23 protein-coding genes, 1 tRNA gene and 2 pseudogenes are annotated in these 22,635 nt (G+C 65.8%); 19 read left to right on the forward strand and 7 right to left on the reverse strand.

The genetic code is table 11. The annotated features are described in order from the left end of the window. Positions 1-176: 176 nt before the first annotated feature. Both AB0H61_RS09860 and AB0H61_RS09865 read right to left on the reverse strand, forming a co-directional pair. Positions 177-809: a TetR family transcriptional regulator gene (locus AB0H61_RS09860; RefSeq protein ID WP_357301248.1), complete on the reverse strand. Its 633-nt coding sequence runs from the start codon at positions 807-809 to the stop codon at positions 177-179. Further along, entirely contained in the window at positions 806-1,891 is a 1,086-nt protein-coding gene (locus AB0H61_RS09865; protein ID WP_357301251.1) for a saccharopine dehydrogenase, read from the reverse strand. The genes AB0H61_RS09860 and AB0H61_RS09865 overlap by 4 nt, the downstream gene beginning before the upstream one ends. Positions 1,892-2,533: 642 nt before the next feature. On the opposite strand from AB0H61_RS09865, the gene AB0H61_RS09870 reads away from it, so the two are divergent. The 11 genes from AB0H61_RS09870 to AB0H61_RS09920 all read left to right on the forward strand — a co-directional run bounded on the left by AB0H61_RS09870 (position 2,534) and on the right by AB0H61_RS09920 (position 15,102). After that, on the forward strand, positions 2,534-3,538 hold the full coding sequence (locus AB0H61_RS09870) for an alpha/beta hydrolase (protein ID WP_357301337.1): 1,005 nt from the start codon (positions 2,534-2,536) through the stop codon (positions 3,536-3,538). 18 nt (positions 3,539-3,556) lie between these two features. Then, positions 3,557-4,786 (forward strand): saccharopine dehydrogenase NADP-binding domain-containing protein, encoded by a 1,230-nt coding sequence (locus tag AB0H61_RS09875; protein WP_357301253.1) that lies wholly within the window; start codon positions 3,557-3,559, stop codon positions 4,784-4,786. Between the two features lie 171 nt (positions 4,787-4,957). Next, positions 4,958-5,782, forward strand: coding sequence for a PaaX family transcriptional regulator C-terminal domain-containing protein (locus tag AB0H61_RS09880; RefSeq protein ID WP_357301340.1), 825 nt, complete (start codon positions 4,958-4,960; stop codon positions 5,780-5,782). Positions 5,783-6,025: 243 nt separating this feature from the next. Beyond that, on the forward strand, positions 6,026-6,640 hold the full coding sequence (locus tag AB0H61_RS09885; protein WP_357301255.1) for a helix-turn-helix domain-containing protein: 615 nt from the start codon (positions 6,026-6,028) through the stop codon (positions 6,638-6,640). Between the two features lie 141 nt (positions 6,641-6,781). Further along, positions 6,782-7,336, forward strand: a complete 555-nt coding sequence (locus tag AB0H61_RS09890; RefSeq protein ID WP_357301258.1) for a hypothetical protein — start codon at positions 6,782-6,784, stop codon at positions 7,334-7,336. 45 nt (positions 7,337-7,381) lie between these two features. Then, on the forward strand, positions 7,382-9,262 hold the full coding sequence (locus AB0H61_RS09895) for a hypothetical protein (RefSeq protein WP_357301260.1): 1,881 nt from the start codon (positions 7,382-7,384) through the stop codon (positions 9,260-9,262). 20 nt (positions 9,263-9,282) lie between these two features. After that, positions 9,283-9,807 carry a hypothetical protein gene (locus AB0H61_RS09900; protein WP_357301263.1) on the forward strand — a complete coding sequence of 175 codons (525 nt, stop codon included), beginning with the start codon at positions 9,283-9,285 and terminating at the stop codon, positions 9,805-9,807. A 425-nt stretch (positions 9,808-10,232) separates the two neighbouring features. Next, the gene (locus AB0H61_RS09905) at positions 10,233-11,150 is read left to right on the forward strand and encodes an EamA family transporter (protein ID WP_357301343.1); all 918 of its coding nucleotides are present in this window, start codon (positions 10,233-10,235) and stop codon (positions 11,148-11,150) included. A gap of 86 nt (positions 11,151-11,236) precedes the next feature. Then, positions 11,237-13,486, forward strand: coding sequence for a serine/threonine-protein kinase (locus AB0H61_RS09910; RefSeq protein WP_357301265.1), 2,250 nt, complete (start codon positions 11,237-11,239; stop codon positions 13,484-13,486). A gap of 182 nt (positions 13,487-13,668) precedes the next feature. Then, a complete protein-coding gene (locus tag AB0H61_RS09915; RefSeq protein WP_357301268.1) occupies positions 13,669-13,986 on the forward strand; it encodes a hypothetical protein in 318 nt (105 codons plus the stop codon). Positions 13,987-14,577: 591 nt separating this feature from the next. After that, on the forward strand, positions 14,578-15,102 hold the full coding sequence (locus AB0H61_RS09920) for a hypothetical protein (RefSeq protein WP_357301271.1): 525 nt from the start codon (positions 14,578-14,580) through the stop codon (positions 15,100-15,102). Positions 15,103-15,186: 84 nt separating this feature from the next. Here AB0H61_RS09920 and AB0H61_RS09925 read toward each other — a convergent pair whose 3' ends face one another. After that, entirely contained in the window at positions 15,187-15,762 is a 576-nt protein-coding gene (locus tag AB0H61_RS09925; protein ID WP_357301273.1) for a TetR/AcrR family transcriptional regulator, read from the reverse strand. Positions 15,763-15,894: 132 nt separating this feature from the next. Between AB0H61_RS09925 and AB0H61_RS09930 the strand changes: the two genes are divergently transcribed. Continuing rightward, a complete protein-coding gene (locus AB0H61_RS09930; protein ID WP_357301276.1) occupies positions 15,895-16,323 on the forward strand; it encodes an SRPBCC family protein in 429 nt (142 codons plus the stop codon). A gap of 37 nt (positions 16,324-16,360) precedes the next feature. Continuing rightward, entirely contained in the window at positions 16,361-16,837 is a 477-nt protein-coding gene (locus tag AB0H61_RS09935) for an alpha/beta fold hydrolase (protein ID WP_357301278.1), read from the forward strand. Positions 16,838-16,881: 44 nt separating this feature from the next. On the opposite strand, the gene AB0H61_RS09940 is transcribed toward AB0H61_RS09935, so the two are convergent. Both AB0H61_RS09940 and AB0H61_RS09945 read right to left on the reverse strand, forming a co-directional pair. Beyond that, entirely contained in the window at positions 16,882-17,148 is a 267-nt protein-coding gene (locus tag AB0H61_RS09940) for a hypothetical protein (RefSeq protein ID WP_357301281.1), read from the reverse strand. A 373-nt stretch (positions 17,149-17,521) separates the two neighbouring features. Then, a pseudogene (locus tag AB0H61_RS09945) lies at positions 17,522-17,620 on the reverse strand (3-keto-5-aminohexanoate cleavage protein); the annotation flags it as partial. Positions 17,621-17,730: 110 nt separating this feature from the next. Here AB0H61_RS09945 and AB0H61_RS09950 point away from each other — a divergent pair. Further along, positions 17,731-17,804, forward strand: a tRNA-Pro gene (locus tag AB0H61_RS09950). Between the two features lie 47 nt (positions 17,805-17,851). On the opposite strand, the gene AB0H61_RS09955 is transcribed toward AB0H61_RS09950, so the two are convergent. Further along, the gene (locus tag AB0H61_RS09955) at positions 17,852-18,493 is read right to left on the reverse strand and encodes a tyrosine-type recombinase/integrase (RefSeq protein ID WP_357301284.1); all 642 of its coding nucleotides are present in this window, start codon (positions 18,491-18,493) and stop codon (positions 17,852-17,854) included. Here AB0H61_RS09955 and AB0H61_RS09960 point away from each other — a divergent pair. From AB0H61_RS09960 to AB0H61_RS09975, 4 genes and pseudogenes are all read left to right on the forward strand, one after another. Continuing rightward, positions 18,477-18,734, forward strand: a complete 258-nt coding sequence (locus tag AB0H61_RS09960) for a hypothetical protein (RefSeq protein ID WP_357301286.1) — start codon at positions 18,477-18,479, stop codon at positions 18,732-18,734. The two genes, AB0H61_RS09955 and AB0H61_RS09960, sit on opposite strands and share 17 nt — an antisense overlap. Before the next feature lie 111 nt (positions 18,735-18,845). Next, positions 18,846-19,500: pseudogene (locus AB0H61_RS09965) on the forward strand (IS5 family transposase). Positions 19,501-19,627: 127 nt separating this feature from the next. Then, positions 19,628-20,935: an acyltransferase gene (locus tag AB0H61_RS09970; RefSeq protein WP_357301289.1), complete on the forward strand. Its 1,308-nt coding sequence runs from the start codon at positions 19,628-19,630 to the stop codon at positions 20,933-20,935. A gap of 166 nt (positions 20,936-21,101) precedes the next feature. Further along, complete coding sequence (locus AB0H61_RS09975) at positions 21,102-21,338, forward strand: hypothetical protein (RefSeq protein ID WP_357301291.1); 237 nt, start codon at positions 21,102-21,104, stop codon at positions 21,336-21,338. Positions 21,339-21,397: 59 nt separating this feature from the next. Here the strand turns inward: AB0H61_RS09975 and AB0H61_RS09980 are convergent, their stop codons facing one another. Beyond that, a complete protein-coding gene (locus tag AB0H61_RS09980; RefSeq protein ID WP_357301294.1) occupies positions 21,398-21,817 on the reverse strand; it encodes a hypothetical protein in 420 nt (139 codons plus the stop codon). A gap of 490 nt (positions 21,818-22,307) precedes the next feature. Here AB0H61_RS09980 and AB0H61_RS09985 point away from each other — a divergent pair, with 490 nt between their 5' ends. Beyond that, positions 22,308-22,631, forward strand: coding sequence for a transposase (locus tag AB0H61_RS09985; protein WP_357301297.1), 324 nt, complete (start codon positions 22,308-22,310; stop codon positions 22,629-22,631). Positions 22,632-22,635 lie beyond the last annotated feature (4 nt).

Consider the following 22,635-nt stretch of genomic DNA (forward strand, 5'->3'; position numbering starts at 1 on the left):
TCCTCGTCGTCGCCCGCCGGCATCGGCATCGCGTTGCGGAAACGGCAACATTTGTTGGCAAGGTCGGCGAATTCCGGCCACGGTGCCGACTGTCGACGAGGCGGCTCCGGCGGGCAACGGTGTCCGATGCGATGAAGTGGCGCCGCGCGGGTAACCACCTGCCGCGCGGTGCCGAATCATTCGATTCTGGCCGGGTCCCGGTCCGGGTTCAGCAGGGCGGCTGCGGTCGCGATCAACACCGCATCGGTCGCCGCGTCGACTCGGTCGGCGATGCCCGAGCGGAACAGCGACGCGCCCTCGATCAGAATCATCAGCACGCCGGCGCGGGCTGCGCAGAGCGCTTCCGGCAGCATCGGATTGCGGGCACGAATGGTCTCGAACACCAGGTTTCGATAGGACCCGTAGAAGCGACGGACCGCGGCACCGACCGCCTCATCGCGCCCCGCCAGGGCCCAGAGCTCGGCGTATATCCGCACCAGCCGGGTGTCCCGGTGCTCGGCGAGTAGGAGCCGGACCAGTTCCTCGGCCGGACGCGTCACCTCGACATCCCATAACAGCGGCGCGAGTCGCTGCAATGAGGTTTCGAGTGTGCGATCGAGAACCGCGCCGACCAGATCGGCCCGATTCGGGAAGTAGTACTGCAGGTGCCCCAATCGGATCTGCGCTCGCGCGGCGACGGCACGCAATGTCAGCCCTTCGTGCCCGGATTCGAGCAGGATCTCTTCGGCGCTGTCGAGCAGTTCGGTGCGGCGGCGCGAGCCCTTGGTTGTGGCCCCTCGAACCGCCGACTCCTCGTCCTTATCGCTCATGCGACCCTTTCGCCCGCCGAACCATTGCCGATCCTCAGCTCCACACCGTGCGCCGCCAACATTGCCGGGACATTCTCGGGTACCGGTGTCTGCTCGGGGAAACTCAGGCCCGGCCGGATGGGCGCGCCGTCCACGCCGAGGACCCTCCACAGACCAAGGATGGCCCCCACCGCGGTCAGATGGGCCTGGCCCGCCTGATCGGAGATGAGCGCGGTTCGCGAGACGCCCGCCTGCGTCACATCGACACGGACCCGCGCGGTGCCGCCCGCACCCGGCCCGTACAGCAATGCCCGGCGGGTGCCGGTGAATCGCTCCCCGCGCCCCCACCGGAAGAATCCCAGCCGCTTCGCCGAAATCAGTGCCGAAGTGGATGCGGCGGAACTGAATCCGATTCGAGTCAGCACCGTGCCGCTACCCAGGGTGAGTGGCAGGGTGAACTGTTCGGGGGTGTCGATGCGCGCCACCCGGGTGACACTATCGCCGATCCGCACCCGGGCCGAGGAACTCAGCGGTTCGACCATGCGACGCTCACCGTGATCGACCACCTCGAAATCGAAGCCGAGGCGATCCATGAACTCGACCGAATCCGCCCCCGCCCGGTCCCGCATATCCCAGCGAATGGCCACCTCGATAGCGTCGGCGCCGCCCAATCCGGCGGCGAGGTGAGCCACGACCAGACTTGTGACGCCACCCATCCAGGCCGAGGACAGCAATACCGGCGCTGTAGGCTGCCGCAAGGCCGTAACGGTCGCGGCACGTTGCAGGCGCGCGGTCCACCGCGTGATGTCCACATACGGAACCGCACCGTCGATGGCCGCGTGCAGCACCCGGTCGTCGGGGTCATTGACCAGTCCGACCACCGCGCGGACTCCGGCTCGGAAGCCCTCCGAATCGGCGAGATCCCAGACCCGAAGCTCCGCACCGGTTTCCGCGGCCAGCTCCCGCCCCTTCGCCACGGACCGTCCGGCCAGCAACAGCGGCACCGAGGACGCCGCCATCCGAGCGACCTCCGCCCCGACCGTTCCGTAGCCGCCCACCAGTAGAACCGGCCCATGCGCATCGAAGTTCAGTTCATCGTTCACGCCTTCAATATAGGTCAGTTGACCTAAAAATCTGGCAGCTCTGTGACGCAACCCCGGCAAGCGCGGCCCCGATCCCAGTTTCAATCAATATTCAAACTATCGCTTTATAATCGATCGTATGAAATTCAATAGTTTTACCCGAGAGTTCCTGACCCCACTGACGCGTGCGGGCTTGATCATGTTGACGGCCGGAGCGATCGCGACCGGCGCGGCGATACACCCCCCGACAGCGACAGCCGAACCTCGCGTCGGCACGCCCGGCCCGAGCGCCACCGAGGGCCAGCACCGCACCGATATCGTTCGCCCGGGCCAAAATCCCCGGCCGCGTGAACGTCTCGATACCGGCACCCATCCAGCCGCGCCGGACTCCTCCCCCGCACGCCCATATCCGGCACCACGGCCGGGCGGCGACGGCCTGGCATTGTGTCGCCCACATGCCACATGGCGCCCGCACGACTGACGTCGGGCCCGCGCGCGGGCCCGCCGCGGAGATAACCCCCGCGGCAGGCCCACGGATCGCAATACGCTCTAGTCATGAACGATCGTATTATCTACGATAGATATGTGAGATCCCGAAATAATCGACCACTCGATTCCGACGCCGCGACCGAGCAACGGCTTCGACGACGGTGGCCGATCCGCCTGCTGATCGCGGCGTGCTGCGTCATCGCACTCGCCGTCTCGGCGGGCGGCTGGGTGATCCACGCGAACGACTTCGACATTCGCGAGGAACGCGTCACGATTCCGGGACCCGCACAACCACTGCACGCGACCCTCGCTCTTCCAAAATCCGGCGAAAAGCCCTACGGCCTAGTGATATTCGTGCACGGCGACGGACCCGCCGACGCCACCCGCGACTCGTTCTACCGCCCGATCTGGGAATCGTTCACCGCCGCCGGATACGCGTCGCTGGCCTGGGACAAGCCGGGCATCAACGGAGCCCCCGGCAATTGGCTCGACCAGAGCATGCATGATCGGACGGCCGAGGCCGAGGCGGCGATCACCTGGGCGCGGGGACGGACAGACATCGATCCGCATCGGATCGGTGTCTGGGGCATCAGCCAGGCCGGATGGGTACTGCCGGAAGTGGCCGCCCATCGGCCCGACCTCCAGTTCATGATTCTCGTCGGCGCGGCCGTCAACTGGCTTCGACAAGGTGAATACAACTTGGTTGCCGAGATGAGGCACCGGAACGCCTCCGAGGCCGAGATCGCCACGGCATTCGAGCGTAGGAACCAGACCTTGCGGCTGCTGCACTCGGGCGCGTCGTACGAACGATACGTCGCCGAGGGCGCCGACTCACCACCCATGTCCGCCGAACGCTGGCGATTCGTCGGCGAGAACTACCTGTCCGATGTCACCGACCAACTGCCCCGGGTGACGATCCCCGTCCTGCTTGTACTCGGCGAGGAGGATCTCAACGTCGACGTCGCCGAGACCGAGCGCGTGTACCGAAAGCTATTGCCGCCCGAACAGTTGACGGTGGAGAAGTACCCCCACGCCTCGCACAACATCGTCAGGGCGGACCTCGACAACACCCAGGGCATCCGTTCGGTCCTGGTGGCCGTCTTCACCCCGCGTTCGCTGTACGCACCCGGATATCTGGATAGCCTGCGCGATTTCGTCCAACGGCAGCCTGTGCGCTGAGGAAAGTAAGGAGCTCCGATGAAAGTCCTCGCATTGGGCGGTCCCGGCGCCATGGGCGCCGTCGCGGTGCACACCGCGGCGCGTCTGCCGGGCGTCGAGGAGATCGTGATCGCCGATCGCGATCTCGGCGCCGCCGAGCGGCTGGCACGACGCCTGGCGCAGGCACCGGTGCCGGTCCGCGCCATCGAGGTCGACGTCACCGACGACACGGAGTTACGCAACGCGCTCTCCGGCGCGGACCTCGTCCTCAATACCGTTGGGCCCTACTACCGTTTCGGACCGACCGTGCTACGCGCGGCCATCGAAACACGAACCCACTACCTCGATATCTGCGACGACTGGGAGCCGACGCTGCGGATGCTCGACCTCGACCGGGCCGCCCGAGACAACGACGTCTGCGCGGTCATCGGCATGGGGGCCAGCCCGGGCGTCAGCAATCTGCTGGCAGCGACCGCCGCCGCCGAACTCGATACCGTCCACAATGCGTACACCGCGTGGCCGGTCGACGTCGACGGCACGGGCAGCGGCACCGAGGACGAGCGGCAACTACTCGGCCCCGACGGTCGCCCATCGGCCGCCGCCGTGCATTGGATGCAGCAGGCCAGCGGCACGATCACCGTCGTTCGGGCGGGGCGGCTCAGCGATCAGCGCCCACTGAGCCCGGTGACACTCCGGCTCCCCGGCGGCAGGCGCGGCACCGCGTATTCCGTGGGCCATCCGGAACCGATTACGTTGCAGCGCAGCCTCGAGCCGGTCGGCGATGCCGTCAACCTGATGGTCATCAAGCCGTGGACGGTCGCATACCTCGACGTCCTTCGCCGCGACATCGATAGCGGCAAGCTGACCAATGAGACGGCCGCCGGGGCCTTGGCCGCACCGAAGCTGTCACGCATTCTGCGTTCGATTCCCACCGCCCTGTGCGCCAAGGGGCCCGGCACCCTACCGCCGTTCTTCGCCGCGGTCTCCGGTGTGAAACAAGGCCGCGAGTACATGGTTCTCGCACAGGTGAACCGGTCCGGTCCACGTACGGACCCGGCTCGCTCGCTATTCGACGATATGGCTCGTGCCACCGGAATTCCGCTGGCCCTCGGCATGTCCCAGGTCATCGACGGCTCCGCGCGCCGCCCCGGGGTGCATTCGCCGGAAGCCATCATCGACCCGCGGCGATTCTTCGACGACCTCGACCGCGCACTCGAGCGCAATACCGATACACCTATCTACGTCGTCGAGCGAGAACCGATCGCGTAGCCGTCCTCGGAAAGACAGGGAGAGCTTCGTACGCACGGCCGACGATCAGCACGTATGCGATCGTAGGATAATCGAGCGCAGCACCGTACCGCACGCCGACCGCAGAGGTGAACGTTGGATAGCAGCCACCACTCCGACACCGATATCTCCACGCGGGCACTGGTCGAATCCATGATCCGCGAGGACGCCACCATCGACGCAGGCGAACTGTACGACGTCGCCAACGCACTCGGCATGACGGACCAACAGGTCCGGCTCTGCATCAAACGTTTGACCGCGGAAGGCCGGTTCTCCCAGGAAGGACGCGGCCGCAAGGCCGAACTACGCGCCACCGAGGCGACGCGAGGCGTAATCGAGCCGGATCTCGAATTCGTCCGCTACATGCACGCCCAGGATCGCGGTCGCGTGTCCTGGGACGGGGTGTGGCATCTCGCGACCTTCGGTGTTCCGGAATCGGCCCGCCATGCGCGCGACGCCATGCGCGATGCCATCCTGCGGCTCGGCGGCGCCCCGATCCAAGGTGGCATGTACGTCTCGGCGAATCCCTGGGAAGACCGGATCCGCTCCACCGCAACGGAACTCGGCGTGAACGATCACGTCACCACGCTGACCACGACCGATCTCGTGATCGGCGGCATCGACTCACCTCGCGCCCTCGCCGCCCACCTGTGGCCGCTGGAACGGATCGCGGACGGCCATCACCGCCTGCTTGCCGCCGCCGAGCGCTATCTCCCCCTACTGCGTACCGCCTCGCATACCGAGCGCCTGACCATCGCCATCGCATCGGCCGCGGAATTCACCCGCGCGGTCGAACCGGACCCGCTGCTACCACCGCAGCTACTCCCCCAACCGTGGATAGGCACGGCCGCCCGTGCCGCCGTGGCGGCCTGCTGGGCGGAGCTGCTGAAATCCGAGCCCGCACAGCCGATTCGGTTGTTCCGCTGGTACTCCGACGTAATCGCCGAGGTCGCGAGCCCGGCCACCGCCCACCCCTGAGGGAGAGTTCGCGTGGTGGAGCAGTAAAGAAGTACTACTTCCAAACTCGGGCGAGTCTCCGGACATTCGTCGCCATATTGATCACGCGGCCACCGTGATCCAGCGCCCATGTTTCCGCGACCAGATCGGGTCGGGCACGGTTTCGGCCACCAGGTTCACCTTTGCCATCGCGTTGCCGACGATTCCACAGACCGACCGTAAGTCATAGACCGACTCCAAGTATGTTCAGTATGCTGACATCTTGTGAGTGAGGTCAAGGGGAGCAGGCGCGACATGTACGCCGCACTGACCAGATCGGCGATTCTGGACGCGGCGCAGAAGCTCTTCGTGGAGCGCGGATTCGACGCGACATCGGTGGATGACATCGCGCGGGAGTCGCAACTGAGCAAAGGCGCTGTCTACCACCATTTTCAGGACAAGCAGCAGGTTTTCGCCGAGGTCTACGTCGCAGCCGAGAAGGTCGTGGTAACCACGGTCGCCGAATCGGTGCTACAGCCGGACCTCGGCCCGTGGGAACGTGTCGAAGTTGCGGCGCGGACGGCGTTGCACAGCTACGCGGCAGATCCGGATACCCGGGCACTGCTGCGCCAAGCCACCAGCGTGCTCGGCGAGGAGCGCACCCGCATGCTGGACGCGGAGGTGGCGCTGCCCTTGATCCGTGGCCTACTCGAGGAGATGTCCAGACTCGGCGAGCTGCGGCCGATCAATATCGACACGGCCGCGCAATTGGTATTTCGGCTATTGGCCGAGGCGTCGATGAATATCGCGCTGGCCGAGGATCCCGCCACCGCGTCCGAGGATGTCGAGGTCGTGATGCTCGGCATGCTGGAGGGCCTCCGGGCGACCCCGCCCGCCTGACCCACCCCCTGCCGAGTCCGCCCCAGCCGATCATCCGGCGTTCAGCGACCGACTCTTGACATGTTGCCGACTCTCGGTACGGTACAGACCGAGGGTATGTCAAGCTCGGTCGCATCGGCGAGCGTCGGGAGGGCTCCGATCGTGATTCTGACGGCATTGGCTCGGTTGGCACTCAGGGCACCACGAAGGATTGCGCTGACCGCGCTGTTCTTCGCCCTCGCCGCCGGTGCGTTCGCCGCCCCGTCGACCACAGGGCTGCCCGCGGGCGGATTCGATTTGCCGGGCTCGGGATCGATCCGGCTCGAGCAGATCCTCGACCAGCGCTTCGACGCGGGCGGCCTGCCGATCGTATTCACCGTGACCGCCCAAGACGGCGTCGACAGTCCCGCGGCACGGAAACGCGGAGAGGCGATTGTCGCCGCACCCAACGCCATTTCGTTGACCGCAGCCCTCGGCGGCCGACTGTTCCGCGGGTGGAAAGTTTCCCCTTCCCCGACGATCGACCTGCTCAATGGCATGCTGCAGGAGGGGCTGGACCCCGCGGTGCCCGCGCCGGACAAGGTCGAACTACTCCAGGGCGCGGCGGGCGACCCCGAATTGCTCAACCGCATGGCGGTGGCGCTACAGCATGCCGAGCGAGTCTGGGCATGCGGGCTCGCGGCCAGCCTCCAGCAAACCTCGCCGATCTGCAGCTGATCCACTCCGTGGGCGACGCCACGATCAACTGGAAGGCCTCGAAATATGCTCTCCCCCGACGCACTTCGGCATCCCGGTCTCGGTGGACGTCTGGTGCTCGCCCTGGTGATGCTGCTGCCACTGCTGTGCGGCGCGGTGGCGGCGAGCTTCATCGATGACGAGGGGACCACCACCTTCGAGCAGGTTGCCATCGTCATGCCGCCGGGGGCGAAACCGAACTCGACGAGCAGCAAACTCGCTTCCGCGCTACAGGATTCGCCGGGATTCAGCTGGCGGGTGACGTCGGCGACCGATGCGGCGGCGCAATTGTCGGCGGGTACGGTTTTCGCGGTAGTGACCATTCCCGACACGTTCGGCAAGACCAAGGCCGATCCCGGCGAACGCCCGGGAACCGTCGATCGGCCTGCCGAACAGGTGATCGTGGCGCCCGGACAGGACGCGGCCGACCGCGACTACAGCCGCCTGGTGCAAGCGGCGTCCAGCACCGCGACCCGAATCGGGATCGAGGGGCTGCTGGTTTCGGTATCCCAGGCCCGGACCAATCTGAACGTCGCGACGCTGATCGCCGCCGGCCTTAAGGCCGCCGCCCTGAATGCCGACAGCACGGTCAACGAAGTGCTCAACAGTGTCAAGCAGCTCGTCGGACAGTCCGATCCGCTCGTGGCCCAAGCGCAAACCCTGGTCGACGCCATTCGCCAGTACTCGGCGCTGATCGGCGACATCACGGGCAGGCTGTCCACATTCGCCGCCGGTATGCAGGGCATGACGCTCACTCTCGGCGATCTCCAGCAAGGTGTCGATACGCTCGGCAACGGGCTGGAGACCGTCGGAACCGCACTGCAGGCGACCGCCGCCGTTCGCGCCGAATTGACTACGGCGGTGCGACCGGTCGCGGATGTGTTGCGCGCCAGCGGACTTCCCGAAGGGCAACGCGTCGGTGACCAGCTGGTCAGCCTACTGGCACTGATCGGCGGCCTCGACGATCCACGAACGTCGGCGCAGATCGACGGCATACAGACCGGGGCCGAATTGCTGAGCGCACAACTCGGCGACCTGTCCGCGCTGTTGGGCAGGCCGGTCGGCACCGAAACCCGGCTCGTCGAAGTACTCGATTTGTCGGTCGAACGACTCACGAGTATCGGCGCGTTCCTGGCCCAGGGCGACACGACGATCAATCGGGTCATGGCCCAGCTCGACGGTGCCAGGGAGCTGATTCCCGGCATGGAAGCCCAGATTCGCGCTCAGCTCGAACAGCTGAAAGCTGTGACCGGGCAGCTTGTTACGTCACTGAATACCGGCGTGAACGGACTGCCCGATACCTCGGCGGCCACCGCGAGCGGGCTCAGCCGGGCCGTCGCGCCGGGCGCCATCGACACCAACGGATCGACGCCGGATTCCGGCCTCGTGCGCACCGTCCTGGGACTACTCGCCGGGGCGCTATTGATCGCGCTGACCCGATCGGCGGTGGCCGACCGTTCGGCTCAGCGCGGTTCGACCCCGCGCGGCGCCGCCATCACATCGTGGACAATCGCGGGACTACTCGCGCTCGGTCTGTCCGTTGTCGGTGTCCTCAGCAGCGATCGCGGGCACACCCTCGCGCTGTTCATATCGGCCGTGGTCGCGGTCCTCGCACTGGTGGCCATGTGCGCGGCGCTCATTCGATTGTTCGGGCGGTTCGGACTCGGCGTAGCGGTCGCTCTGATCGCGCTCACCGCGCTGGTCGATATCGGCGTCCGCCACGACGCCGCGGGCGATGCGTTCGGGATCGATCTGCTGCCGTCCAGTTACGCATTCACCGCATTGGACGCCGCGGAGCTGTCCGGCACGACCCGAATGCTGCCGCTGATCGTGCTGACCGCGCTGGGGCTGTGCTCGCTGACCGCCTACGTCCGGTACGCGACGATGCCCTCGCGCGACCACGAGTGACCATCGGCGAGAATGTCGGCATGGCGGGATCACTGGTCGCGAACTTTCCGGTGTCGGATGCAGCGGCAAGCAGTGACATCGCGTATTGCCGTTGGGAGCCCGAAGTTTTCGGAGACCTGGTCGAAACGCTGACCGAGCTGATCGAGGAGACCGAGCGCAGCGATGACAAGGGCGGCGACCTCGCACCCGAGCAACGGGACCGCTCCGGGGCATCGACGGCGCTGATGGACTTGCAGCGCGGAATAACGGTCGAGCTCCCAGCCGTCATTCGCCATGCCGTATCGGCTCGCTGGCGCCGCGAGTTCGATGAGCGGCCCGTTGCCGAGGCGATCAACCGAGCGCGGGAGGTGGTGTGGTTCGAGGGTGCCGAACCGACGTTCCGCTATGCCGATATTACGTTCGACCTCTGGGGCAGTGGCGACCGCCATATGCGAGCCGTCGCGACTTTCGCGGAGGCTTCCGGTCAGCCCGCCCGCGAGGCGATAGTCGTTGTGGTGAAGGAGAACTCGGTGTGGCGAGTCGACTCGGTGTCGTGGACCGATTGACCATTGCTGCTGTTGGGATATCGGTGAATGTCGCCGCCTCTGCGCCTCCGGTTGCCGCCCACTCTCCGTCCGCACCGAACTCTGCCTGATCATGCCGGTCCCGGCCGATCAATTCTGCGCAGTGTGGCCAGATGTCGCCACCGAGCCCGCCATAGCAGAGGTCGAACAACAAAAGAGCCTGGCGCGCAGGGATTCTCGCGCAGTCCCGAACCAGATCTTCGGCGTCGATGAACCCGTCAGAGTCTCGGGTAACCGGTCGGATGGGGATTGAAATCCGGACTTCGACCCGGAGGCCCGCTTCGCTCTGACGCCTTGGGCCCAGCCGTCGGAAAACCTTTGGTCAGGACCGCGATCCCTCATGCGCACTGCATGCGTGGTCGTGCTGGAGAAGACTGCGTGGGCGCCGAGCCAGGCCCGGGCTGGGCCTGACCTCATGGGTGTTGTTCGCGAGTTCCGGCCCACTGGCCAAGGCGGTGATGGCGGCAGGCTGGTCCGCGGCCGCGGTGACCTCGGCGCGGATCGCGTTGGCCGCGGTACTTCTGGTGCCGGCGGTCGCGGTGCTGCGGCCGCAGGCACTGCGGTTCTGCCGCGCCGATCTCTGGCTGCTCCTCGGCTACGGCCTGCTCGGCGTCGCCGGGGTGCAACTGTTGTTCTTCGTGGCCGTGGCGCGGATTCCGGTCGGGGTGGCGATGGTGCTGGTCAATCTGGCGCCCGCGTTGGTCGCCCTGTGGGTGCGGGTGGTGCGGCGCACCAGGCTGCCCGGGCTGGTGTGGCTGGGTATCGGGCTGGCGGTGGCTGGATTGGCTTTGGTCGCGGAGATCTGGCAGGGCGCCCGGCTGGACCTGTTCGGCGTCCCCGCCGGACTGGGCGCGGCAATCTGCTCGGCCGGGTATTTCCTGCTCGGCGAGCACGGCGCGAGCAGGCACGCTCCCCTCGGGCTGGCCGCGGCGGGGCTGGCGATCGGCGCGGTGGTGGTCGTCGCGGTCAGCTCGCCGTGGACACTGCCCTCGGGTCTACTCACCGCTCCCGCGCTACTCGGTGGCCTGCGGATCCCGGTGTGGCTGGTGCTGCTGGTGCTCGCCGTGGTCGGCACCGTGCTGCCCTACCTGGCCGGGCTGTGGGCGCTGCGCGACCTGCCCTCGGCCCTCGCCAGCGTGCTGGCCATGGTGGAACCGCTGGTCGCCGCCGCGCTGGCCTGGCTGCTGCTCGGCCAGGCGCTCGGGCTGACGCAACTGGCCGGGGCGGCGATCCTGCTCCTGGGCGCGGTTCTGGTGCAGTTGGTCCGGCCGGTCCCTGATGTCCAGCCGCTGACGGGGATGGACAAGCGGATGGCAACGGCGTAAAGCTGTTGATGAAGTGCCGACTACCCGGTCTGAACGATCCGCGACCCCTGGTGTGAGAGCCGGGATCAACTTCGAGGCGAGCGACGATGGGTGAGAATCTCAGCGCGAGCACCTCCAACCTCGGTGGCGTCCGCGCTACGGCAACGCAGAACGCGTTGACGACCCTGGTTGCCCAGTTCGCCGAACGCTGGCACTCGTCGCGCGAACCACCCAATCTGTCGGTTCATCTGCCGGTCGAGCCCGCGCTGCGGCGAACCGTGCTGATCGAGCTGATCAAAGTGGATATGCACGAACGCTGGCAGCGAAGCGACAACGCGCTCCGCCTTGCCGATTATCGCGAACAGTTCCCGGAACTGGGCACTGCTCCGCTGCCGCCGGATCTCATCTACGAGGAAATCAGCGCCCGTAGCAGCCGCAACGACGTCGACCTGACCGAATACCAGAACGACTACCCGACGCAGATGGCGCGCATCACCGAGGGTTTCGACCTCAGCGGCCCGCGCACGACGCTGCTGGCCGACCCCACCGCCCTAGATGCCATCGACACCATTGCTCCGGGCACGACCTTCGACGACTTCGACCTGCTGCTGCCGCTGGGCCGCGGTGCCTTCGCGCGCGTATTCCTGGCTCGGCAGCGATCGATGGGCCGGCTGGTCGCGGTGAAGGTCTCTCACGACCGCGGCTCCGAACCACAGACCCTGGCCCAGCTCGACCACGACCACATCGTCCGTGTCTTCGATCAGCGCCAGATCACCGAACAGCATCTGAAACTCATGTACATGCAGTACGTTCCCGGCGGCACCCTGCTGGGCGTGCTGCGAATGCTGCACGGTACCCCACCGGCCGAACGCAGCGGCAAGCTGCTGCTGGCGGCTATCGATGCCGCCACCAGGAGCGGCGGCGTTGTCGAGCCGCAGCCCTCGGCCGCGCGTGCGGAACTCGAACGGCTCACCTGGCCGGAGACCGTCGCCTGGCTCGGCAGCCGCCTCGCGACCGCCCTGGACTACGCCAACCGCCACGGTGTGCTGCACCGCGACGTCAAACCCGCCAATGTACTGCTCACCGCCGACGGTCAGCCCAAACTGGCCGACTTCAACATCAGCTTCAGCCGGCATCTGCCCGGCGCGAATCCGGTGGCCTACTTCGGTGGCTCGCTGTCATACATGTCCCCCGAACAGCTCGAAGCCTGCCACCCCGGCCTGGCGACCACTGCCGCGGATCTGGATACCCGCAGCGACCTCTACGCGTTGGCGGTGGTCCTGTGGGAACTACTCACCGGACAGCGACCGTTCGACGACGGACCTGGGGCCGGTGATTCGGAGCAATCGCTGCAGGCGATGATCGATCGACGCCGCAGGCCCGTGGACTCGCACCTGCAGGCCGAGCTGCCCCCCGAATGCCCGGCGGTATTGTCCGACGCACTGCTCACCTGCCTTGCACCCGATCCCGCCGACCGCTATTCCAGCGGCGCCGAACTGGCCCTGCGGCTGGAATTGAGCCAGGATCGGACAGCACGCGACCTGATTGTCCCGCCCCCGCACACCCTGCGGGCACGGCTGCGCATGCGGCCGATACCGGTGGTGATTCCGGCGGGCGTGTTCGGCCAGGTCGTGGCCGGACTGTACCTGTCGGCGCACAACGTCCGGCTGATCCAACTCCAACTGGGATCCGAGGCTGCCGGGCGGTTGACCCACCTGGGGTATGTGGTGATCGCGATCGCCTTCCCGGTCGCGATCGCCGGGCTGCTGTACTGGTGCCGCAATGTCTTCCTGGTACCCGACGGCCTGCGCCGGGGTAAACGCTTCGACGAGGCAACCCTCGCTCGGGCGCGCGCCGACACCCTCGCCTGCGGCGACCGGATCGCGGCCGTGGCATTCATCGGATGGATCCTGGCCATGGGCATCTTCCTGGTGAAGCTGCTGTCGCTCGGGCCGGTACCAGCCGGATTGCTGGCGAACCTCATCGCCTCGAGCCTCATCGCGGCCGCGGCGGCGGTCGTATATACGTACTTTCCAGCCACATTCTTCGTCTTGCGCTGGTACTACCCGGGTTTGGTCGCCGCCGGGCACACCTACCCCGACGACTCGGCCCAGCTACACCGGCTGATCCGTCGCAGCCGCCTGTATCTCGGTGTGGCGGCCTCGGTTCCGCTGATCGGCGTGCCGGTCGGGCTGATGTTCCTGACCCCGCACCAGCAGCATACGGTGATCGGCTCGATCGTAGCCCTGTGTGTCTGTGGGTTTTTCGCCTTCGCCGTCGCCTTGGCCACCTTCTACGCTCTGCAACGGGATCTGGAGGCCCTCGATCGCATCGTCGATCCCCATCCCCACTCCTGATGGCTTTCCAGCCGCACTCCGTGAAGTAGGAGCCTTCGATTCCGCTGATGGCTCGGTGGTTTCGGCAGTAGCCCGCGTGTCTAGTGCCGGTCGGCCTCGCCCTGAAGTCCGACGAGGCATACGACCGCGGTGTCGTCCATCTCTGCTACGGTTCTCGCCGGGCATACCTCAGAGAGGAAATCATGATCAAGTCTTCGTCCGTCGCCGCCGCGCTCGCCATCGTTGCGGGCGCACTCATCGCGCTGCCCGCCACGCCCGCGCACGCCCAGTCCCTCAGCTGTGCCAAAGCCATTGAGCTGATCAACATCGCCATCGACACCACCGGCGGCACCATGGATGAGGCGACCGCGACCGCGCTGTCCGGCAGGCTGAGCGGCCTGGCCGAGACGGCGCAGGGCGCCGAACGGGATGCCATCGCGGCCTACGCCGGCGCCCTGATCGATGACGGGGTCGCCGACCTCACGCCCTTCACCGACGGACTCAACCGCGCCTGCGCCTGACCGCGCCCATCGGCTCCACGGCCGCACTCCGCCATGAAAGCGAACTGCGGCCGCTTCGGCTCAGGCTCGGAAGCTGTTCAACGTGGCGGTATTTCGATGGCCAACTTCGGCTGACGCCCTAGTCGGCCATCGAGCAAGCGACAGCCGTGTGGCATTCCCCCGCTTTCGCGGAGTGCGTGATGCACTCCCGGCCAAGCAGGGAAGCTCAGTGAATCCGGCCGAATCCAGGTCGTCACGATAGCTGTTGGCCAGATCCACTGAGACAGGACATGATCGGCACGAATGACCCAGCCGCTCAGCCGCCATTGACGGACATCGCCCATCGTGCCTGCTGGATCTCGGAATCCTCTCCAGAAGCGCTAGCCATACTGGCGACGAACACACGGGCCGTCCCTCCGTGCCTGCCAGGCCGGGCATCGCATGGCGTTCGCGACCGCGGCGGAGTGGGTCACGCGGCCAGCCCAGGCTCGCTCGGCCGGAATGCTGCAGGCACAGCCGATCAAGCTTGGCCGGATTCCGCTCTTGGTGGTCGAATGTGTGACACGAAACTTGACGATGCGCACGTCGGAGAGACCGGCTAGATTCCCGCGCATGTCGTCTATGTTCTCCTGGGTCGCAGTGCGCGGCCGCGCGCCGGAGGCTGTCCTCGATGACCTGGGCCTGACCGACACGGGCATCGCCCTGTCGGCTGGCAGCTCACGGCTGGCAGGAGAGGCGCTGCCGGACGGCTGGTATGTCGTCGTGGACTACGACGTGGACCCTGACGGGTATGTCAGCGACACGCAGACGCTGGAGCAGCTCTCACGCGAAGCCGAGGTCGTCGCCTGCTACAAGTCGTCATACGGTCCCGACAGCGCCGCAGCACAATGGAAAAGCGGTCGGCAGGTATGGATCGTGACTCACTCATGTGACAGCGGCGCGGTCCCTGACCACATCGAATTCGAAGGCGAACTACCCGAGGTCTTCGCCGACATTCTCGCCGATGCGCACGCCGAGTACGCCGATTCGGGAGGAACTGAGTGTCTCTACGAGGTGGCTGTCGACCTCGCAGCCGAGATCACCGGTTTCCGTGAAGATGACATCCGAGACCTAACCGAACTCACATGGGCTGACTGACGAACCCGCCCAGCGGGGTGAGTCACGCTTAGGGCGGAAGGCCGATACTCGGCCAGCGTTGACAAGCCAGCTCTGCGCCTCGGATCAGGGCCGGCCCTCCCCGGTTCGCTCACGCCATTGGCTCGTAATTCTCTTCGCCACGTCCAGCACCGGCCCTGGATCGCGTTGTGCCCGAGCAAGGATCAGCGCGCCTTCGAGTGCGGAGATGACGAGCAGCGCTTCCGATGCGGGGTCGTCGACCAAGCCGTCGGCAGCGATGCGATCAGCGAGTAGCGCCCGCCAGCGGTCGTAACCGCCGCGGGCCGCTTCCCGCACTGTCGCGGCATCGGGTCCTGCGTCGAGCACCGCCGTGGCGAGCGCGCAACCGCGCTGAAACTCCGAGTCCTCGAGCCGTGTTGCGAGCGCGACGGCGAACGCGCAGACAGTGGTCGCGGCGTCGGGCGCTGATGATGCCAGATGCTCGATCAGCCGACCTATCTCGGTGCCCCGTACTCGCAGCGCCTCTGCTGCGAGTTCTTCCTTGCCGCCTGGAAAGTGGAAGTACAGCGACCCTTTGGTGGTGCCGCTGCGTTCCAGAATCTCCGCGATGCCGGTTCCGGCGTATCCCCGCAACTGCAACAGATCAGCTGCTACCGCCACGAGCCGCTGGCGGGTGGGCACCCCTTCCAAACTAGACCGATCAGTGCTCGCGTTGACGTTGGGAACCACATCTTTGCCCATAGATACCACAATACCCTCTGTACCAACCGGTCTAGTGGCGTTAGGCTGCCGATGAAACCGGAAGGAGTCCTTATGCACTACGCACCACTGATCGAGGAATCGGTCACGATCGACGCGTCGCCGGACAAGGTGTGGCGGATACTCGCCGACCTACGGCGGATGAGCCGCTGGAGCCCCAACGTGCTCCGCGTCGCGGTGACCACACCCGGGGAGGTGCGGGTCGGAACACGAACCAAGAACCTCAACCGGATGGGACTGTTGGTGTGGCCCACCAGTTCCCAGGTCGTGCACTGCGAGCCGAACCGCGTACTCGCGTTCAAGATTCGCGAGAACAGGTGCGTCTGGCGATACGAGTTGACGGAGCTGGCCGACGGTCGCACCGAGGTGAGTCAACGCCGCGAAACACCCGACGGCGTCAGTGCGCGAGCGCTGAAGCTCGAGGACCGCCTGTTCGGGAGCGTCGGCAACTTCGAGGTCAAGATCCGCCGGGCATGCGGATGACCTTGCGGAATCTCCAACTGGCCGTGGAGAAGTCGGCATGAACGGGGCAGTCGAGGCTTGGCGCGACGCCGGTCGATTCTTCGAATTCGGCGGCGATCGCATTTTCTATCGTCGACAGGGCGATGGCCCGACAGTACTGCTCGTTCACGGCTATCCATTCGGATCGTTCGAGTGGCACTGCATCTGGGACACATTGACCGCGAACTTCGATGTCATCGCACCGGACATGCTCGGCATGGGCTTCTCCGACAAACCCATCCGGTCCAGCTACAACCTGATAACCCATGCTGATATGCACGACGAGTTGCTTCGAAGTCTCGGAATCGAACGCTTCGCTACCGTCGGTCACGACCTCGGGTTTCGGTCGTCCAGGAAATGCTGGCCCGACGAGCCGAAGACCCGACATTGCCTTCGCTACATGCCGCGATTTTCCTCAACGGTGGACTCTTCGCCGAGGTCTACCGCTCGCGGCCGATCCAGAAGATCCTCTCGTCTCCGGCAGGACACGTCATAGGTCCACTGCTGCCGCGGTCGGCGATCCGGGATGCGGTCACCGAACTATTCGGCCCGGATACAAAACCCACGAAAGCCGACCTGGAACCCCTCCTGGATATGTTTCGGCACAACGGCGGCCGCTACGTCGCGCACCTCGTCGGCAGATTCGTTCAGCAGCGTCGGCAGATGCGTGATCGACTCGTTCAGCCGCTCGTCGACGGTACAGTCCCGATGGTCTTCATCAATGGCACAGCCGACCTGAATTCCGGTGCTCATATGGTTGCGCGATATCGCGAGGTAGTGCCGAACCCGGCGGTCGTCGAGCTTCACAACATCGGGCATTGGCCGCAACTCGAAGCGCCGGAAGTCACCGTCGAATCAATTCTCGACTTCTTGATCGGAAGCCAGTGGCGCGCATAGGGATACCCGTGCCGGACTAAGTCCCCTCCCGGTTTGCTACACAGCCGGCACCGTGGGATCACCGCCAAGCCTGCATCTGGCTCGGCGGCGACGCCGGCCGATCCGACCGGATCGCGAAAAGTCCAACATCGGTTCTGTGGACGCGATGATGGAGACCGGATGGCACGACACCTACATCGGGATGCAGGCCCCAGATGGCCGGCTGTCGAAAGCCGAGCCGTTCTGGGGCATCACACCGCACCGACCAGTGCCCATCGAGGCCGATGTGGCAGGTGGTTCCGGAGTTCAACGTCGCGATCGACGGACTCAGCTCGACGAGTTTTTCGAGTCCTTCGAAGTCCACGTTCAGGCCCACCCCGGTGGACGTTTGGATCAAGATTGGACGACCACTCCACCCCGCCGACAACCCGACACTCGACCGCCAACCTGCCGATTTGGTTCCGAAGGGGGGTCGTGAGGTAACCTCGTCAGGCACCCGCAGAGCGGGCGCAACGGGCTGTGGCGCAGTTTGGTAGCGCACCTGACTGGGGGTCAGGTGGTCGCAGGTTCAAATCCTGTCAGCCCGACACACGAAAAACCCCTTCCGACCAGCATCGGAAGGGGTTTTTGCTTGTCAGATGACCCGGAGATTTGGAGCCAATCCGGGGCCAGCGTCCCCGCGTAGGTGCCGGGTGAGCCGGTCCCCATCGTCGCGCAGGGCCGCGAGGTCCGGGTGTAGGTACCGCTGGGTGATCCTGGGGTCGCTGTGCCCGGCGATCCGTTGGAGCCGGTGCAACGGCACTCCCGCGTCGGCGAACCAGGTGAGCCCGGTGTGCCGCAGATCGTGGCGCCGCAGGTGCTCGTAGCCCAACTGCGCGACGACCTCATCCCGGCAGAGGTCGTATTTCCGCATCGCCTTGGCCAGCCCTATCTGGCTTGCCAGGGTCCGGGCGTCGGTGGCTTTGCCCTCGCGCATGACCAGGGTGCCCTTTTCCACCCACTCGCGGTACGTCGCGTTGTCCACGCCGACAATGGCGACCTGATAGTCGGTGAGAAGTTTCCGGCTGATGGCCTCGCCGAAACTCAATCGGTGGAACACCTCGCCGAATCTGGTCGGATCGTCCATCGACGCGACGTACATTTCCGCGTCCTGCGCGGCCTTTCGGACGCGACCGGTGTAGTAGCGCGGTGTCGCGGTCATGAAAAGGCGGCGGCGCGCCTTGATGGCGTCAGCTTCGAGAGCATCCCAGGACGATCCGGTGAGCTTCCACGGCATCCGCCCTGACGATTTGATCGCAACCTACAACTACGGCGGCACAATTCATTTCGGCAAATGCCGCCAGGCCCTGGTCGACCTGACCGAGGACCCCCCGCTCGCGGCGTACTACTCCTATGCGTGCATGGTGTCGATCGCTGACCTGAGTTATCTGTACTTCGGTTTCGCGACACTGCTCGAGGCTGCGCTCGGGTTGTCATCCCGAGCGCAGGCTGCAGACGCCGACGTCGCCGGAGCGTGAGTTGGGTTGCTGTTAGGGAGTGTCCTGTAATTCGTTGTGCTGGTGGGTGTTAGCTTGCTGGCGTGGTTTGGGGGTGAGTTGACGGATCGGGCGTGGGCTCGGATCGAGCCGATGCTGCCGGTGTCGGGTCGTGGCCAGGCGGTGGCGTGATCACCGGCAGGTGATCAACGCGATCCTGTGGAAACTACGGACGGGTGCACCGTGGCGTGACCTGCCCGAACGGTATGGGCCGTGGAAAACCGCGCACGAGAGGCTGCGGATCTGGACCGTCGACGGGACCTGGCAGCGGATTCTGGACGAAGTGATCGTAAAGGACGACTCGATCGGTGAGGTCGAGTGGATCGTGAGCGTGGGATTCGACAGTGGTCCGGGCTCACCAGCATTCTGCCGGTGCCCGGAAAAGGGGGATCCACCGGCAGGTCGGGCGCCGAGATCGCTGTCGTCGGGGAAGCGCTCGGCCGGTCCCGAGGTGGACTGAGTACCAAGATCCACCTCGTTGTCGATGGTCGCGGGCTGCCGATGCGGGTGTTGCTCACCGCGGGGTCAGGCTGAACGTGACGATCAGCTCGCCCGCCGAGCGGCACGAGGCTCGCACGGCGGGCGGCCACCAGCATTCGACGTCGAAACCTACAAGCAGCGCAACGTGGTCGAGCGATGCTTCAACCGGCTCGAACAGTTCCGCGACATGGCCACCCGCTACGCCAAACGCGCCGCCTACTACCAAGCCGAACTCACCATCGCCGCGATCATCCTCTGGCTCCGATGAATTGCAGGACAGGTCCTAGCCGGCCGACCTCGGTGGCAATGCCGTCGGTGGCCAGGCGCGCATTGCCCACCACCGAATTCAGCGCGGTATTCACCACCCGTTCAGCCGGGGCGAGTAATCCGAAGTCATGGTGACCCAGCCCGACCGGGCGATGCGGTCCAACGTGCTCGAGCGCGACTGGACCATCGATATTGTGCGCGTCTGCTCGATCACCGTTGTGGTTGTCGTGCATTGGATATCGATCAGGGTCACCGTGGTCGATGGCACCGTTCGCGGTGACCAGGCGCTGCACGGGCGACCCATCTGGGCACTGACCTGGCCGCTGCAGGTGATGCCGATGTTCTTCCTTGCGGGCGGATTCGCCAACACCCTGATCGCCGACCGATACCGCGCCCGAGGCCGTACCTACGGGGACTACCTCGGGTTGCGGGTGCGGCGGCTGACCACCCCGATGATCACGCTGATCGCCTTCATCGTCGCACTCGATATCGGCCTCGACGTCTTTTCCGAACGGGCCGCCGCGGCGACCGCCGATATCGTCGCCAGCCCGCTGTGGTTTCTCGCGGTGTACCTGATCGCGGCCATTGTCGGGCCGTTTGCCGTTCGCGCACACGATGTTTCGGCATTGCTAGCACCGATGGTGTTGCTGGTCTGCTCACTCACGGTGGACGTGCTGCGCTTCGGCGGGGTGGGCCGGTTCGCCGAATGGAATCTGATATTCGTCTGGCTGTTCTGCCATCAGCTCGGAATCCTCTACGCCCGTGGGACATTGAGCCGCGTCGGGGACGGCGGTGTGCTGCTGATAGCGGCGGCGAGTATCGGCGTGCTGATCGTCATGGTGGTTCCGGGACCGTACTTTCCGACGATGCTCGGCCTGGCCGACGCCCCGGTCTCCAATCTCGCGCCGCCGACCACGGCGATGTCGATTCTCGCAGTGACGCAATTCGCGGCGCTCGTACTGGTATCCCGGAGACTGGCCAGCTGGGAGCCACACGGACGCGCCCGCCACGTGATTACCACCGGGGCGAGGCAGTTGATGAACATCTACCTCTGGCATATACCGGCGATGGCCATCGTGACAGGAGCGGCGTTGGCAGCCCCTGTGTTGCTGCCCAGCGATCCCCGCACCTGGTGGGCAGCACGTCCGGCGTGGATGGTCGCGGCCGCGGTAGTCCTGTTCGGATTCGTCCAGATCACAGGTCGGTGGGACGCGTTCTGCGCCCGATACGCCGCCCGCACCGCAACACTGCCGGTCCTTGCGGGCTCAGTGCTAGCGGCGGCGGGCATCTTCGCGCTCTGGCGCTACGGCCTTTCGCCACATGGGATGGCTGGTCTCGCCGCGCTCACCGTCGTCCTCGCCGCCGCACTGCTCACCACGCCCCGGCGAATCACCCCGCCCGCTGATTACAGCCCGTCATCCGCGCCGACCGGATGACGGCTTTCGGATGTACGAAGTGCGCAACGCTGATCCGCGGCGCTGTCCCCGCTGGTGTCGGTGGCGCCGGAGCCGTGGACTGAACCCGTCGGCTGTGTCTTGCATCGCAGCTCGATCAGTTCCTTGCGTTCGGGGCTGGTCGAGCCCGCACCTTGGTTTCCTGTTGGTGCGTGCACGCTTCCGCGCGGGCGGCCTGGGAACACCGCGCCAGGGTGGACGGGTTACCCTGTTCGGTCCGGACTGGACCCGCGCGGTCACGGCGCCGGAGATTCCGGGAACCCTTCCCCCGCTCGCGCACTCGTCCGCCACTTCGTCGACGAACCTGAGCCGCGATCTCTCGGTACAACTGAGCGGGTGGATGTTGCTCGAAGCGGATTACCAGCTCACCGCCGTGGGACGCTGAGCCCACCGCAGCTGGTCGGATCTCGCCGAGTCACCATGCCGGGCAACCGATCAATGGCCTCACACCGGTCGCGTGACCAGTCGGGCGAGTTGCTTCACCTGCGACGTTTTCAATCGCACTTCCACCCGTCCCAACTGCCCCGGATCGGTCACCGCCGGGTCGTAGGCGAAGCACACTCGGTTCGGTCGGTCGATGCTGAACTCGATTGTCGCCCAACGCGGATGCGTCATCGGCACATCGATGTGTTTGAACCGGCCCGCCCACACCAGCACCCGTCGGCCGACAGTGACCGCGATCGCACCTGAGACCGCCTGCCGCTCCCACTCGACAAGACGACCGGATGAGCGGACAAGGCGACGAGTGACCGAACCGGTCAAACCCTCCTCCAAGAACACAACATCGTCGGACGCGACCAGCGACGCACGCAGATCCTCTGGCAACCGCCCCGACCCGAGCAGCAGCCGCTGCAAGGCATGCACTCATCCAGCGTAACCCCGCATGCCCACCTGCGGCCCCCAGATCGCCCGGCTCACAACCGGTTCGCGGCGTATGAGCTTTTCCGAGGCAGTGGGGACTGACTAACACAGATGGTGGAACACGGCAGAATTCTGCACCAAGCCGTGCGGAACATCGGGGATGTGCATCCTGGATCAGATCGAGGCGATCGAGGTACGGACCGATGCCGACCGGCAGGCTGTTGACCTCCTGAGGCGAGCGTCGTCGATCGCGCTTCGCGCCAACGGATATCTCCTGTTCGTTGGCGACTGACGGGTAGGACTGGTCAGACATCGGGCGAGCATGCCGCGTGGGCGACGGACCGTATTGCGCCAGCAGCAGAGCGACATACCCAAGTGGCCCGTCCCCGCTGAATGAGACCGCCCGGTATTAGAGTCCTGTTGGCCCGTGGAGGGCTGGAAGGGACGATGAGCAACATTGACTGGTCGCAAGCGGCATTCCGCGGAGGACGTCGTGCGCAAGCAACGTCGCGCTGATGAGTTGGCCGCGGAAGGCATGACCGGCGAACAGATCGCCGCCGAGCTGGGGGTGTCGGCGGCGACGATGTACAACTGGCGCCGCCAGTTCGGCGGCATGGACATCGATGCCGCTAAGGAGCTCGAGGAGCTGCGTGGGCAGAACGCCCGGTTGAAGCGGTTACTTGCCGATGCGGAGTTGGAGAAGGACGCGCTGCGGGAGATCGCGAAGGACGCTCCTATAGATGTCAAGCTGGCTGTGCCGGGCTTCGGAAGTCGGCGCGCAGGGCTCGGAACACTTCACGTGCGAGGTATCGCTTGAGGCA

This window comes from Nocardia sp. NPDC050710, assembly GCF_040654375.1.
GTDB lineage: Bacteria > Actinomycetota > Actinomycetes > Mycobacteriales > Mycobacteriaceae > Nocardia.